Raw genomic sequence first — 14,209 nt, forward strand, 5'->3', positions numbered from 1 at the left:
TTGTTTTGAGAAAATTTGATCCAGTAAATCTGGTAAAGTTTTCTGGTAGCTATAGCAAGGGAGAAACACCTCTTCCCATTCCGAACAGAGAAGTTAAGCCCCTTAGCGCCGATGGTACTGCATGGGCAACTGTGTGGGAGAGTAGGTCGCTGCCAGGATTTAATTTTGAAAGCCTCGTTTTTGCGAGGCTCTTTTATTTTAAAATAAAAAAGCCGATTAAAATAATCGGCCTTAAAATTAATATCTACTCCATTCTCATTATTTTTTTATCAATAAATAAAATCCCCAAGTAAAAATTAGATTCTTAACGACATTTACAATGGCTTGTACGGTAAGCGAAAAACCAGGTGCAAGTTCCATAAAACCATAACCAATTAAATTGTTTACGGAGTATACCATAATTGCGAATACGAAATAATAGAAAGAGTTTTCGTGACTCTTTTCTAATCTAATCTCAGGAATCGTAGTCATGCCTATTATCGTAATAATAATGGATTCAAACATTATTGATTCGATCGGTAAAGAGTTCGGTTTACCCCAGTAATAATCGACTAGGAAAATAATTAATCCGAATAGAAAGGTTAATGATAATTTTCGTACGCTGGATTTAATTTGTATGCTTAGCAGAAAATAACTAAGTATTAAGGACTCAATAATTACATAAATTCTGATAACAGACAAATTTGATTGACCAGAGAATGACAATAGAAGCATAAATACTTGAGTTACAAGTGCAATAATAAAGTAAGCTGCGATAATGTTAACTCGCTTCTCAAATGTGAATTTTCTTTTTATCCAATAGACAACCGCCGCACTTAATGGGAAGAGTATTGAAAAAGCACTAAAGTATTGTACTAATGTCGTGATTTTCATTATTCATCCTTTGGTGGCCAAGGCCAATCTGGGCATTCCGGACAACATGGGGGACAAGGGAATGCAATTTCCATTACGTAAATACCATTAGAGATACTTAATACTTCTTCTCTTGTCTCAATATAAGTATTCGGATTCTTGCCCTTCCCAATTAGTTCTCTTATAACTTCAGAACTGAATAAGTGATAAACCTCATCAGCTGAACTTTCAAATTGCTTTATTATTGGGACTCTATTGCGCCCTAATACATTTATTTTGGCCTTATCCATCTTGAACATTAAATGTTCGTGTGTATCAATGAAGGCTTCAAATACTCGTGTATTTAAACGTGTTTTTTGTTTAACCGGACCAAACAATTGTTCTGCCTCGTCCTCTAAGAATATTTTACCCTGTGCTAATGAAGAAAGACTTAACATTATTGATAAAAGTAGAAACGATATTATTTTGACCATAAAGCCCCCTAGAATTTAATGAATCATTATCTTATCTCGCGTCCGCCTAATTGATCAACAACTGCTCTCGATAGAGGAGAGTTAAATTGCTCAATCTCGGAATCCGAGTCTTCAATCTTCTTACCTGTTTTTGAAATAAAATTTATTTCGATAGGTTTTCCAAAAAATTCCTTTGAACGTAAATCAAACTTTTCTCTTGAACTATTAAGATGCTGAATATCTTCATCGTTTTCAACAGAAATTTCTACAATTGAGTCGTTAACACCTAGAGGTTGGGAATTATTTAGCAACGGGCCAAACGAATAATCTTTTTCAACATAAGTCAGAAATTCACTCCATTTATCAATGACTTGATTAAGATCGCTATTTGGATTTACAGTTGGTGATTTAAAACTAGTAATAGTCTTATCTTTATTTGAATTAGGCGATTTTAATCCAACATTTACTTTGGAAGCAACATCATCAGTACTATTACGCTTCGAATTTGTAGACTCATTATAAGTGTCAGAATGAGATTCCGATTTCAAATTAAATTCTTTATCATTTTTCAACAAGTCAATTTTTGAAATCAACTCAGTAATAGTTGATGTTCTCTCTAATCCTATCAAATGGCTCAAAATAATTTCTGATTTCAATTTTTGATTTTGGACGTTTTTGAGTTCGGAAATGTTTCGGTTTAGAAAAGCCAGTATTCTTAAAATATCCGCTTCGTTGAATTTATTTTGATACACAAGATATCGATTCTTAAAAATCTCTGCAGCCTCAATAAGTTTATGATTTCCGGTGATAATAACTGTTAAAATATTTCTAAAATGTTCTATAAGACCGTCGAAGAAATCTACATAATTCCAACCGTTATCGTAAATTTCTTTACAAACTTCGAATGCAACTTTAAAATCTTTTTGAAGAATAGCATTCGTTAAATCAAAATAAATTTCTTCGTTTATAAGATTCAACATTAGGAATATATCATTCGACTTAACATGATTTCCACAAAATGAAATTACTTGATCAAACAAACTTTGTGCATCTCTCAATGCTCCATCGGCTTTTTTTGCAATAAGAGTTAAGGATTGGTCGTCAATTTTTATCTTTTCATTATCAGCAATCAGTTTTAATTGTTTCTTTATTGCATCCAATTCGATTCTTCTAAAATCAAATCTTTGACAACGTGAAATAATAGTTAAAGGAACTTTGTGAATATCGGTAGTTGCAAATACGAATATCGTATGTTCAGGGGGTTCTTCCAAGGTTTTAAGAAGTGCATTAAACGATTCCGTTGTTAGCATATGTACTTCATCAATGATATAAATTTTATATTTTCCTTTTGAAGGTGCATACTTAACTGATTCGCGTAATGTCCGAATTTCATCAATTCTTCTATTCGATGCGCCATCAATCTCTATGATATCCATGGACTGTGAAGTTTGAAATGATTTGCACATTTCACAATTGTTACAAGGTTCTCCATCGGTTGGATTCAAACAGTTCAATGATTTTGCCAGTATTCTCGCAGTTGTAGTTTTACCCACACCGCGTGGACCGGCAAAGATAAATGCGTGTGCAATTCTTTTATTAACAATTGCATTTTTTAGAGTGGTTGTTATATGTTCTTGACCGACAACGTCTTCAAAAAGCTGTGGTCTCCATTTACGCGCGGTTACAACAAATTCCATAATATTCTTCTTAAATTCTTGAATTTATAAGATAATAAAAAATAATAATATTCTTGCAAATAAGATTGCTAAACTTTGCTTCATTATTTACGATAATATTAGAAAAAATATTGGCTATGAAAATACTAATTGTTGAGGATGAGCAGGCTTCGTTTGCCTACTTAAAAAAGATAATTCAAACTCACCATCGATGTGAAATCTACTCGGCTTCAAATGGTATTGAAGCATTAAAACTTTTGGAGAATGAAAAATTCGATGGAATAATTGCGGATGTTTCGATGCCGCTAATGACAGGCATTGAGTTGTTGGAAATTTTGGTTTCGAATCCCGATACTAATCGAATTCCAATTATGATGACTTCCGCAAATAATACCAGATCTGATGTAGAACATGCTCTAGAACTAGGAGCATCAGATTATTTGCTTAAGCCCTTAATGGCGCATGAAACTTTATCACGAATAAATCGATTTATCGAATTAATTAAGTGCAAATCAGATGAAGTGAAAAATAATAAGGCAAATATCGAACAGAAAAGTTTATTAATAATTACTAACAATAGAGAAAATTGGTCGACTATAGTTGAAAAATTGAATCCGGATTTTTCTATTATAACTTTTGATTCTGCACCGGAAGGATTAGAATACTATTTAAAAAATCTTACGGCAATAGTAGTCCTCGATGAGGGAATTAAGACCATAAGCGAAGAATTTATAGCTAAGAAAATTAAAAAGTTTATTGCGGACAAGGCTTTAAAAGGTGTTATACTAAACACAAAAATTTTCGTGGTTGGAAAAAATAAAATTAACCAAGATTTTGATCACAATATTGCTGAGCCTGAAATGATTGAAGAACTTCTCAATCAAATCTATCATAAAGAATCAATAAACTAAAACTTAATTTTAGTGAAATCCAATTTTTGTACTAATACTTTTACCAATTCATTCAAGTATTTTGCATCCATAGCATTAAACGAAGAATAAGAATAGCTGTCGAGATCAAGAACTCCCCATAAGACATTATCTCTACTCAGCGGAATAACAATTTCCGATTTTGACTTGCTGTCACAAGCTATATGACCGGGGAACTTATCGACATCCTCAACAATAATTGTTTCTCGGGTTTGGGCAGATGTTCCACAGACTCCCGAACCGATTTTAATCTGTGTACATGCAACTTTCCCTTGAAATGGTCCGAGGTAAAGAGTTTCATCTTTCAACAAATAAAAACCAACCCAACTTATTTTTTTGAATGCTGATTTTAACGCAGCAGTTACATTTGAAAGAGAACTTATTATTGGTTCATCGGGATTTATTAACGAATTAATTTGCGGAATTAATTGTTCATAGATTTCTTTATCAGTGCTTCCTTGTATTACAATTATTTCGTCAGCCATCATTTTTTTGATCGAGTTTTTGGATTTTGCTTTTTCTTAAAACCGCTAAAGACATATGGCATTGCTTCACCAATAGTATTTACCGGAACAATTTTAAGTCCTTCTTTAACCTCTGTTTTTATTTCTTTCAGATCTTTTTCATTTTCTTGTGGAATTAAAACTGTTTTCATTCCATTTCTTCTTGCGGCTAGTAACTTTTCATTTAACCCGCCGATAGCAAGAATTTTTCCACGAAGTGTAATTTCACCAGTCATTGCAACATCAGACTTTGGTAATTTGCCGGAAATAGCTGAATACATTGCCATTGCCAAAGTAATTCCGGCAGAAGGGCCATCTTTTGGAATCGCACCTTCCGGAAGGTGAATATGAATTTCTTTGCCTTTATTAAAATGTGGAGCCAATCCAAAATCTTTCGCATTTGCTCTCAAATAGCTTAACGCCGCAAATGCTGATTCTTTCATAACGTTTCCGATTTGTCCGGTAACACTTAACTTTTCAGCACCGGGCATTACCGAGGCTTCTACCAATAGAATATCACCACCGGCACTTGTCCAAGCTAAACCATTTACTGTCCCGATAGTTGCTTCATTTTTATTCTTCTGAGAACGAATCTTTGGAACTCCGAGAAATTCTTCGATCTTAGCTTCATCAATTACAAACGTTTTTTTACTTCGAATATTCTTTCCATTCTTTGAAGATTCCGCAACTATTGATCTTGCCGTTTTACGTAGAACGGATGCAATTTCACGTTCAAGATTTCTAACGCCCGCTTCACGTGTATATTCATTAATGATTTTTGAAATTGCTCCTTCTTTGAAGTCAACTTTGAATTTATCTAATCCATGAGCCGAGATTTGCTTAGGAATAATATGGCGTTTAGCAATTTCTTTTTTCTCGAATTCTAAATATCCTGGTAATTCAATTATTTCCATTCTATCTTGTAAAGGTAAAGGGATGTTATATCGAACATTTGCAGTGGTAATAAACATTACTTGTGACAAATCATAATCGATATCAAGATAGTGATCGTTAAATGTATGATTTTGTTCGGGGTCTAAAACTTCCAACATGGCCGAAGAAGGATCGCCTCTGAAATCCATACTCATTTTATCAATCTCGTCAAGAAGCATAAGTGGATTGACTGATCCGGCACGTTTCATAGATTGAATTATTTTACCCGGCATAGAACCAATATAAGTTCTGCGATGACCACGAATTTCTGCTTCATCTCGAACACCACCGAGACTAATTCTCACAAAATTTCTTCCAAGTGCGCGTGCGATTGATTTTCCCAATGATGTTTTGCCAACTCCCGGAGGTCCTACAAAGCACAAAATTTGTCCGCGCATTTGCTTTACTAAATTAAGAACCGCCATATGTTCAACAATTCTTTCTTTTGGTTTGTCTAATCCAAAATGATCCTCATCAAGAATTTTTCTTACGTTGGAGATATCAAGATTATCTTTTGTCTTTTTCTTCCAAGGAATATCAATCAACCAATCCAAATAATTTCTTATAACACTAGATTCCGGCGAACTTGGAGGTGTTTTCTTTAACTTGTTGAATTCTTCTAAAGCTTTTTCTTCAACATGTTTAGGCATTTTTGCTTTTTTTATTCTTTCACGAAGTTTTACAAATTCTTGAGAACCTTCTTCGTCATCACCCAGTTCATCTTGCAGAATTCTAATTTGCTCTTGTATTATAAACTTACGCTGCGTCTTTGTAATATTTTCTTGAACTTTAGACTCAATCTCTTTCTCAACTTTTAAAATGTCAACTTCAGAGCTTAGGATTTTCATTACTTCGTAAATCTGATCTTTCAAAGAAAATTTCTGAAGTATTTTCTGCTTAACTTCAATGCTCTGATTTATGTTCGCTGCAACATAAAATAGTTTTCTATCTAGTTCATCTATATTTTCAAACGAGTTTATAGTTTCCAGCGGAATACTTCTATTAATCTTTACATATTCTTTGAACATATTTGTCATCTGACGGATAAGTGCATTCATCTCCTTCGGATCTTCATATTTAGGAAGAACAACTTCAATTTCTGCTTCAAAAAAATTAGGGTTATCGACAAAGTTTTTAATTCTTCCTTGAATAATTCCATCTACAAGGATTTTCATTAATCCGTTGGGAAGTTTTAAAATTTGAATAATTTTTGCGATTGTTCCTTCAAGGTAAATTTCTTTGTTTGTGGGTTCCTCAATATTTGCCTTTGTCTGTGATGATAGAAAAATATATTTGGAATTTTCTAAAGCAAAATTTGCTGCTCTAATGGATTGTTCTCTTCCCACCAAAACAGGAAAAATCATGTACGGGAAAATTACATTATCTCGCAGTGGTAAAACCGGAAGTTTAGTTGGTATATCTTCCACAATTGACTCATCTAACGAATATTTTCGAATCTTTTCTTTCATTAACGTTTCTCTCCTTAAGTTTCAGTAAATCAACACCAAATATACCAATAATCACTTTCGTCAACAAGAAATGTACAAATAACAGCATGATATCTTTAGTTTTGTGGTTGAAGTGGTTATGTTTATTCATTAATAAAAAAATAATTCTGCAAATTATGCTCGATAAAATTATTGATATAGCCAAGCAAGCTGGTGAAGTTGCCAAAATAGGTTTTAACGGAAAATTTGATATAAACTTCAAATCAAATAGCTCAGATTTAGTAACCGATTATGATAAGAAAACCGAAAAATTTATAACGGATTTCATTAAAAAGGAATTCCCAAATCACTCAATTTTAGCCGAAGAAAGTGGAGAAACCAATTCTGATTCAGAATTCAGATGGGTTATTGATCCAATTGACGGAACTACAAATTTTGCCTATGGATTACCGATTTTTTCCGTTTCAATTGGAGTTCAAAAAAATGGCCAGACTATATATGGCGTCGTTAATGATGTTATGATGAATACTATCTATTCTGCAGAATTTGGATCCGGTGCATGGAGGAATGATACTCGCATAAATGTAAGTTCAACGTCGGAACTGCAGCAAAGTTTACTTGTAACGGGCTTTCCATATGATTTAGAATCCCACATGCCTAAAATTTCGGAAAAGTTTACAGAATTACTTTTGAAATCCAGAGCTGTTAGAAGATTGGGATCTGCCGCACTTGATTTATGCTATATTGCTTCCGGAGTATTTGACGGTTATTGGGAAATGAAACTCCAACCATGGGATTTTTGCGCGGGTAAATTAATTGTTGAAGAAGCTGGTGGAAAAGTAACAAATTTTGCCGGAGCTGAAATCGGCAATTATACTTCTGAGATCTTAGCGACAAACTGTAAATTACACAATAAGATAAGTGAAATTTTAAGTAGTTAATAGTAAATCATCTCTCTAAGTTATTGTATTTCAAATATTTATTCGGATTTTTAGTTGCTAAAAAAACGAATAATTCTTAATTTTCTATTCTATGTCAAAAAACATTGTCATTGCGATCGATGGTCCAGCCGGAGCCGGGAAAAGTACTGTTGCTAAACATTTAGCCCAGATGCTTGATTATGTTTATGTTGATACCGGAGCAATGTATAGAGCAATAACTTACTTAGTTCTTAGAAATGGTGTTCAAAATGATCATGATGAGATCATAAAAATTGCTTCAGATGCAAAGATTAAACTTCAGTTTGAAAATGGCATTACAAGAGTTTTTATTAATGGTGAAGAAGTCACAGATAATATCAGAACACCGGAAGTAAATTCCTACGTAAGTGAAGTAAGCAAAATTTCCGAAGTCCGAGATGCAATGGTAAAAATCCAAAGAAATTTAGGAACAGATACCGATCTCATCGCCGAAGGTAGAGATACAACAACAATTGTTTTTCCCGATGCAACTATAAAAGTTTTTCTAACTGCAAGTATAGAAGAAAGAGCAAAAAGAAGACATAAAGAATTAATCGAAAAAGGTCAGCAGCTTACTTTAGAAGAAGTTAGATCAAATATAGAAGTTAGAGATAGAATTGACAGCAGTAGAGAAGTTAGTCCATTAATTAAAGCAAAAGATGCCGTTGAAATAGATTCGACTAACATGACTATACCTGATGAGATTTATAAAATTTTAGACATGATTGAAAAAGCTGTCGGAATGAAATTAAGAAAAAATATTTAAGTCATCACAAATAACAAATGTAAAACTAAATTAATGCTTTTATTTCTTTTGATGACGGAGAATTAAAAAGCATAGTATTTTTTTGGAGGATCGATGTCCGAAATGGAAAAAGATCAAGCAATGCAAGTGCGAGCTAAAGAAGCGCTTGACGATGCTAAAATATTTAATGAAGATGAATATTCGGAAGAGGAATTAAATACCCTCGCTAAATTATATTCAGAATCATTTTACGACATTAAAGAAGGCGAAATCATCACCGGTAAAATTGTTGGTGTTTTTGGTGATAACGTTGTTGTTGATGTCGGTTTCAAATCAGATGGTACTATTTCTAAAACAGAATTTAACGCAACTGAAGAAATCAAAATAGGAAATAAAGTTGATATCGTTATTGAAAGCGTTGAGGACGAAGACGGAAATCTAGTATTAAGTAAAAAACGCGCAGACTTCCTTAAGGTTTGGGATAGAATTCTTAAAGCTCATGACAATGAAGAAGTTATTCCTGGAAAAATTCTTAAGAGAATTAAAGGCGGTATGGTTGTTGACTTAACAGGTATTGAAGCATTTTTACCTGGTTCGCAAATTGACATTCGTCCGGTTAGAGATTTCGATGCGTTTGTCGGTCAAACAATGGATTTTAAAATTGTTAAAGTTAACATTCCAACAGAAAACATTGTTGTTTCTCATAAAGTACTTATCGAAGAAACAATTGCAGATCAAAGAAAAGAAATTCTTGACGGTTTAGAAAAAGGTCAAATTCTTGAAGGTATCGTAAAAGCGATTACTGACTTTGGTGTGTTTGTTGATCTTGGCGGTGTTGACGGTTTAATTCATATTACCGATTTAAGCTGGGGAAGAATTAATCACCCAAGTGAAGTTGTTAAACTTGATGAAAAAATCAAAATTGTTGTTACTGATTTTGATAAAGAAAAGAAACGTATTTCTCTAAGTCTAAAACAACTTCAACCACATCCATGGGAAAAAATTGAAGATAAATTCAAAATTGGTGATAAAGTTTCTGGTCGTGTTGTATCATTGACCGATTATGGTGCTTTCATCGAAATTGAAAAAGGTATTGAAGGATTAATACATATTTCTGAAATGAGCTGGACACAACATATCAGTCATCCTTCTCAATTTGTTTCGATGGGACAAATTATCGAGGCAGTGATCTTAAGCTTAGACAAAAACGATAAGAAAATTTCTCTAGGCATGAAACAACTTACTCCTGATCCATGGCAAGAACTTCTTAAAAAATATCCGGTAGGTTCAAAACATACTGGTATTGCAAGAAACTTGACAAACTTCGGCGTCTTTGTAGAACTTGAACCTGGTATTGACGGATTAGTTCACATTTCTGATTTATCATGGACTAAGAAAATTCGTCACCCCGGGGAAGTTGTTAAAAAAGGTGAAGAAATTGAAGTTGTGGTTTTAAGTGTAGATACTGAACAAAGAAAAATCTCGTTAGGTCATAAGCAAATAAATGATAATCCATGGGATAACTTTGAAAAAGAATATGCAGCAGGTAAGAAAACTGATGGAAAAATTGTACGCATAATTGAAAAAGGTTTAATCGCTGAACTTCCATTAGGAGTTGACGGATTTATTCCAGCGACACAACTTTCGCCTGGTAAGATTAAAAACTTATCATACTGTTTCCCAATTGAAACTCAACTCGAATTACTTGTTCTTGAATTCGATAAAGAAAACAAGAAAATTGTGTTGAGTGCATTAGCTCCGTTGAAAGAAAAATCAGACGAAGAAATAACAAATTATATCACACAGTATAAATTAGAAAAGGTTACTGTTGACGATATAAAACAAGCTGATACCGGAAAGTTTGATGCAACCGACTTCGATTTATATGAAGTTAAACCCGAAACTCAAACACTGGCAGCTCCTCAAGCTGAAGAACCAAAAACGGAAAAATCAGCAGAAACAGAAGACGATAAAAAAGAAGAATCAAATTAATAAGTTGTAATTATTTTAGGGCTGTATTTAGTTAATTAACTTTATAACTTAAATACAGCCTTTTTTTATAGAGGAAGTTTTGAAAAAAGTTGCATTTCATACTTTAGGATGTAAGCTAAACTTTTCCGAGACATCAGCAATCAGTCAAAAATTTTTGAATAATGGTTTTGAAATTGTTGATTTCAACTCTCATGCGGATGTTTATGTTGTTAATACATGTACAGTAACGGATAACGCTGATAAAGAATGTAGGCAAATAGTTAGACGTGCCTTAAGAAATAATCCCGATGCATTTATTGCAGTCACCGGTTGTTATGCCCAACTGAGAGCCGAAGAAATTTCGCAAATCGATGGTGTAGATGTTGTACTTGGAAGTAACGAAAAATTCAACATCTTTGACTATGCAAACAACTTTTCAAAAAACGAACTTTCCTGTATTTATGTTTCAGATACAAATGAATTAAACGAATTTCACTCTTCATTATCATTAGAAGGTAATGAAAGAACCAGAGCCTTTTTCAAAATACAAGATGGCTGTGATTATAAATGTTCGTTTTGTACTATTCCACTCGCCCGTGGTAAAAGTAGAAGTATGAATCCCGATGAAGTAATCAAAGAATTCAAAACTCTGTTAGATGTCGGATATAAAGAAATAATTTTAACCGGTGTAAATGTTGGTGATTACGGACTTAATTATAATATGAACCTGTTCAATCTCCTGCAACGAATGTTAAAAGTAGAAGGAGATTATAGAATAAGAATCAGTTCGATAGAACCGAATTTACTTGATGATAATATTATTCAATTAACACGTGATAATGAAAAAATGGCGAAGCATTTTCATATTCCTTTGCAGAGCGGGAGTAAAGAGATTCTTGCATTGATGCAGCGCCGATATAAGAAAGAGAATTATCAAGAATTGATATCCAAAGTTGTAAATACAATTCCAAATGTCGGAATTGGAGTGGATGTTATTGTTGGATTCCCCGGTGAAACAGATGAACATTTTCGTGAGACTTACGATTTTATTAAAGAACTTCCGATTTCTTATTTACATGTTTTTACCTATTCGGAAAGACCAAATACCAAAGCAATTGAAATGGGTGGAAATATTGACATCTCAATTCGTAAGAAAAGAAATAAAATGCTTCGTATATTAAGTGACAAAAAAAGAGCCGAATTTAATAGATCAATGATCGGTGAAGAACAATTTGTCCTTTTTGAAGATCAAAATGAAAACGGTATTATGAAAGGATTTACTGAATCATATCTTAGAGTTTCGCATACATACAACAGTGAGTTGATTAACAAGTTCACAAAAGTTAAAATAAGGGAGGCAAATGGTAATATTTGTACTGTTGATTTAATTGAAGAAAACATTCAAACATTAGCCGGATAACATTATGAAAAAACTCTTGTTAATCAGTTTGCTCCCAATAATTATTTTTTCGCAAACTCAAAACAAATCAATTGCTGAACTTAAACAACAAATAACAACCGAAGTTGATCAAGACTATTCTTTACAATTACAAACCTCACCGGAAAAGAAGAAAGCCGGTCTCGCAATCATTTATTCTCTGATACTTCCCGGAATGGGTGAACTTTATGCCGATGCATATGATAGCGGAATTTATTTTACTGTAGCAGATGCAATCTTTTGGGGAGGTGTAGCCGGACTTAATATTTATGGAAACTGGAAAGAAGATAGCTACCGTTCTTTTGCTCAATCGAATGGTAAAGCTAATCTTGATGGTAAAGACGAAAAATATTTTGCTGATATTGGAATTTACACAGACATTTATCAATACAACAAAGTACAAGAATTAAGTAGAAATTTTGATGCTATTTATGATGAATCAACACACTTCTGGCAGTGGAAAGATAATGCTCAACGAAGTGAGTATCGTCAAATGTGGACTTCCTCCGAAAATGCATTCAACAACGTTCGTTTTGCGGTCGGTGCACTAATTCTTAATCGTGTTGTAAGTGCTATTAATGCAGTTAGAATGGTTTCTGCCTACAATAAACGTATTGAAGAAGATACATGGAATGTCTCGGTTGGAATGACTACAAATCCAAATCTCCCAACGTCGATAAACTTAAACTTCATAACAAAATTTTAATAAATGTAGTGAACGCAAAGTTTGCGTTCACTACAAATCATTCCCAAATCATTAATCAAATACCAAAACTACTTTCTTCGTGTTTTATATTTATTTCTTAATTTTACACCATGAACAACTACAAGATTACAATTCAATATGATGGTTCAAATTATTCCGGATGGCAGATTCAGGAAAATGCGGATTCGGTTCAGCAAAGAATTGCAGAGGCGATAAAAATTCTTTTAAAAGAGGATGTTAATTTAATTGGCTCGGGCAGAACTGACACAGGTGTTCACGCCTTGGGACAAGTAGCAAACTTTCAATCAGATCAATTTTTAGATTTATATAAAATTTTGTATTCGCTTAACTCACTTCTTCCTGATGATATTGCCATTAAAAATATTGAGCAAGTTGAAGAGAACTTTCATGCAAGATTTTCAGCTAAGAAACGAAGCTATTTCTATTTAATTAGTCATAAAAAAACACCTTTTTATAAAAATTATTCGTTGCAATATCCCGATTTAAAATCTGAGCAAATTTTACGATTAAACCTATTGTCGAAAATCCTCATAGGGGAAAATGATTTTACCTCCTTTTCAAAAAAGAATACCGAAATTGAAAATAAAAAATGTATTATAAATGAAATACATTGGCGAAAGACCGGAGATTTTTCTTTGTTTTATATTGAAGCAAATAGATTTTTACACGGGATGGTAAGAACAATTGTCGGCACATTGCTTTATGCTGAACGAAATCAGTTAGATGAAAATTATCTTATCAAAATATTATCACAAAAAGATAGAGAAGCAGCGGGTGAAGCTGTTCTGGCAAAAGGTTTATTTTTATATAAAGTGAGGTATTAATGAAAATCGATTTAACAGGAAAGACAGTATTAATCACAGGTGGTTCACGTGGTATCGGTGCAGCATGTGTGAAGCTTTTTGCAGAAGCAAATTGTAATGTCGCTTTTACTTATATAAGTGCTAAGCATCGAGCTGATGAATTGGTTTCGAATTATGGTGATAAAGTGAATGCATATAAAGTAGATATGGAATCAGAAAATGAAATAAATACATGTGTTGAAAAGGTTATTAGTGAATTTGGAAATGTTGATATACTTGTTCATAATGCCGGAATATGGAATGACGGTGAGTTAGAGAAAATGACATTAGAAAATTGGCAGAAACTGTTAAGAATTAATCTCGATTCAATGTTTCTATTTACTAAAGCAGTTGTTCCATATATGAAAAAAAATAATTGGGGTAGAATTATTCATGTATCGTCAACAGCTGGACAGCGAGGCGAATCCTTTCATTCGCACTATGCAGCTTCGAAAGGTGGAATGATTTCATTTACTAAATCAATGGCTTGGGAACTTGGTCCTTTTGGAATTACGACAAATTCTGTTGCTCCAGGGTGGGTTGATACTGAAATGAACGACGAAGTATTTGCGGATAAATCCTACAAAGAAAAAGTTCGGAAAGATATTCCGGTTGGAAGAATAGCTTCATCTGAAGACATTGCATATCCAATATTATTTCTTTCATCCGATTATGCCCAGCATATTTGCGGTGAAATATTAAACGTTAATGGTGGAAGTGTTCTTGCGGGATAA

Annotated in this window: 13 protein-coding genes and 1 rRNA gene; 9 read left to right on the top strand and 5 right to left on the bottom strand. The window is 33.3% G+C overall.

The window, feature by feature from the left end; genetic code table 11:
- Nucleotides 1-41: 41 nt before the first annotated feature.
- A 5S ribosomal RNA gene (gene rrf, locus QY331_04100) occupies nt 42-158 on the top strand.
- Nucleotides 159-258: 100 nt separating this feature from the next.
- On the opposite strand, the gene QY331_04105 is transcribed toward rrf, so the two are convergent.
- The 3 genes from QY331_04105 to dnaX are packed head-to-tail and all read right to left on the bottom strand — an operon-like array spanning nt 259 to nt 3,001.
- The gene (locus QY331_04105) at nt 259-873 is read right to left on the bottom strand and encodes a hypothetical protein (protein WKZ70436.1); all 615 of its coding nucleotides are present in this window, start codon (nt 871-873) and stop codon (nt 259-261) included.
- Entirely contained in the window at nt 873-1,325 is a 453-nt protein-coding gene (locus tag QY331_04110) for a hypothetical protein (GenBank protein ID WKZ70437.1), read from the bottom strand. Before QY331_04110 ends, QY331_04105 begins: the two co-directional genes overlap by 1 nt.
- 26 nt (nt 1,326-1,351) lie before the next feature.
- Nucleotides 1,352-3,001 (bottom strand): DNA polymerase III subunit gamma/tau, encoded by a 1,650-nt coding sequence (dnaX, locus tag QY331_04115; GenBank protein ID WKZ70438.1) that lies wholly within the window; start codon nt 2,999-3,001, stop codon nt 1,352-1,354.
- Between the two features lie 116 nt (nt 3,002-3,117).
- Between dnaX and QY331_04120 the strand changes: the two genes are divergently transcribed.
- Nucleotides 3,118-3,891, top strand: a complete 774-nt coding sequence (locus QY331_04120) for a response regulator (GenBank protein ID WKZ70439.1) — start codon at nt 3,118-3,120, stop codon at nt 3,889-3,891.
- Here the strand turns inward: QY331_04120 and QY331_04125 are convergent.
- A complete protein-coding gene (locus tag QY331_04125) occupies nt 3,888-4,394 on the bottom strand; it encodes a GAF domain-containing protein (protein ID WKZ70440.1) in 507 nt (168 codons plus the stop codon). The two genes, QY331_04120 and QY331_04125, sit on opposite strands and share 4 nt — an antisense overlap.
- On the bottom strand, nt 4,394-6,814 hold the full coding sequence (gene lon / locus QY331_04130) for an endopeptidase La (GenBank protein ID WKZ70441.1): 2,421 nt from the start codon (nt 6,812-6,814) through the stop codon (nt 4,394-4,396). The genes QY331_04125 and lon overlap by 1 nt, the downstream gene beginning before the upstream one ends.
- A gap of 155 nt (nt 6,815-6,969) precedes the next feature.
- On the opposite strand from lon, the gene QY331_04135 reads away from it, so the two are divergent.
- The 7 genes from QY331_04135 to QY331_04165 all read left to right on the top strand — a co-directional run bounded on the left by QY331_04135 (nt 6,970) and on the right by QY331_04165 (nt 14,209).
- On the top strand, nt 6,970-7,734 hold the full coding sequence (locus QY331_04135) for an inositol monophosphatase family protein (protein WKZ70442.1): 765 nt from the start codon (nt 6,970-6,972) through the stop codon (nt 7,732-7,734).
- Between the two features lie 91 nt (nt 7,735-7,825).
- On the top strand, nt 7,826-8,518 hold the full coding sequence (gene cmk / locus QY331_04140) for a (d)CMP kinase (protein ID WKZ70443.1): 693 nt from the start codon (nt 7,826-7,828) through the stop codon (nt 8,516-8,518).
- A gap of 93 nt (nt 8,519-8,611) precedes the next feature.
- Complete coding sequence (gene rpsA, locus QY331_04145) at nt 8,612-10,489, top strand: 30S ribosomal protein S1 (protein WKZ70444.1); 1,878 nt, start codon at nt 8,612-8,614, stop codon at nt 10,487-10,489.
- Between the two features lie 79 nt (nt 10,490-10,568).
- A complete protein-coding gene (gene mtaB, locus QY331_04150) occupies nt 10,569-11,888 on the top strand; it encodes a tRNA (N(6)-L-threonylcarbamoyladenosine(37)-C(2))-methylthiotransferase MtaB (protein ID WKZ70445.1) in 1,320 nt (439 codons plus the stop codon).
- Nucleotides 11,889-11,892: 4 nt separating this feature from the next.
- Nucleotides 11,893-12,612 (top strand): hypothetical protein, encoded by a 720-nt coding sequence (locus QY331_04155; protein ID WKZ70446.1) that lies wholly within the window; start codon nt 11,893-11,895, stop codon nt 12,610-12,612.
- A 110-nt stretch (nt 12,613-12,722) separates the two neighbouring features.
- Complete coding sequence (truA, locus tag QY331_04160; protein ID WKZ70447.1) at nt 12,723-13,457, top strand: tRNA pseudouridine(38-40) synthase TruA; 735 nt, start codon at nt 12,723-12,725, stop codon at nt 13,455-13,457.
- Nucleotides 13,457-14,209 (top strand): 3-oxoacyl-ACP reductase family protein, encoded by a 753-nt coding sequence (locus tag QY331_04165; GenBank protein ID WKZ70448.1) that lies wholly within the window; start codon nt 13,457-13,459, stop codon nt 14,207-14,209. The genes truA and QY331_04165 overlap by 1 nt, the downstream gene beginning before the upstream one ends.

This window comes from Melioribacteraceae bacterium, from assembly GCA_030584085.1.
Taxonomy (GTDB): domain Bacteria; phylum Bacteroidota; class Ignavibacteria; order Ignavibacteriales; family Melioribacteraceae; genus SURF-28.

Bases quoted from the DNA above. Each gene is read 5' to 3' on its own strand.
- QY331_04125 (WKZ70440.1), bottom strand. From the start codon at position 4,394: ATGGCTGACGAAATAATTGTAATACAAGGAAGCACTGATAAAGAAATC.
- QY331_04120 (WKZ70439.1), top strand. From the start codon at position 3,118: ATGAAAATACTAATTGTTGAGGATGAGCAGGCTTCGTTTGCCTACTTA.
- QY331_04105 (WKZ70436.1), bottom strand. From the start codon at position 873: ATGAAAATCACGACATTAGTACAATACTTTAGTGCTTTTTCAATACTC.
- QY331_04135 (WKZ70442.1), top strand. From the start codon at position 6,970: ATGCTCGATAAAATTATTGATATAGCCAAGCAAGCTGGTGAAGTTGCC.
- truA (WKZ70447.1), top strand. From the start codon at position 12,723: ATGAACAACTACAAGATTACAATTCAATATGATGGTTCAAATTATTCC.
- lon (WKZ70441.1), bottom strand. From the start codon at position 6,814: ATGAAAGAAAAGATTCGAAAATATTCGTTAGATGAGTCAATTGTGGAA.
- cmk (WKZ70443.1), top strand. From the start codon at position 7,826: ATGTCAAAAAACATTGTCATTGCGATCGATGGTCCAGCCGGAGCCGGG.
- QY331_04110 (WKZ70437.1), bottom strand. From the start codon at position 1,325: ATGGTCAAAATAATATCGTTTCTACTTTTATCAATAATGTTAAGTCTT.
- dnaX (WKZ70438.1), bottom strand. From the start codon at position 3,001: ATGGAATTTGTTGTAACCGCGCGTAAATGGAGACCACAGCTTTTTGAA.
- rpsA (WKZ70444.1), top strand. From the start codon at position 8,612: ATGTCCGAAATGGAAAAAGATCAAGCAATGCAAGTGCGAGCTAAAGAA.
- QY331_04165 (WKZ70448.1), top strand. From the start codon at position 13,457: ATGAAAATCGATTTAACAGGAAAGACAGTATTAATCACAGGTGGTTCA.
- QY331_04155 (WKZ70446.1), top strand. From the start codon at position 11,893: ATGAAAAAACTCTTGTTAATCAGTTTGCTCCCAATAATTATTTTTTCG.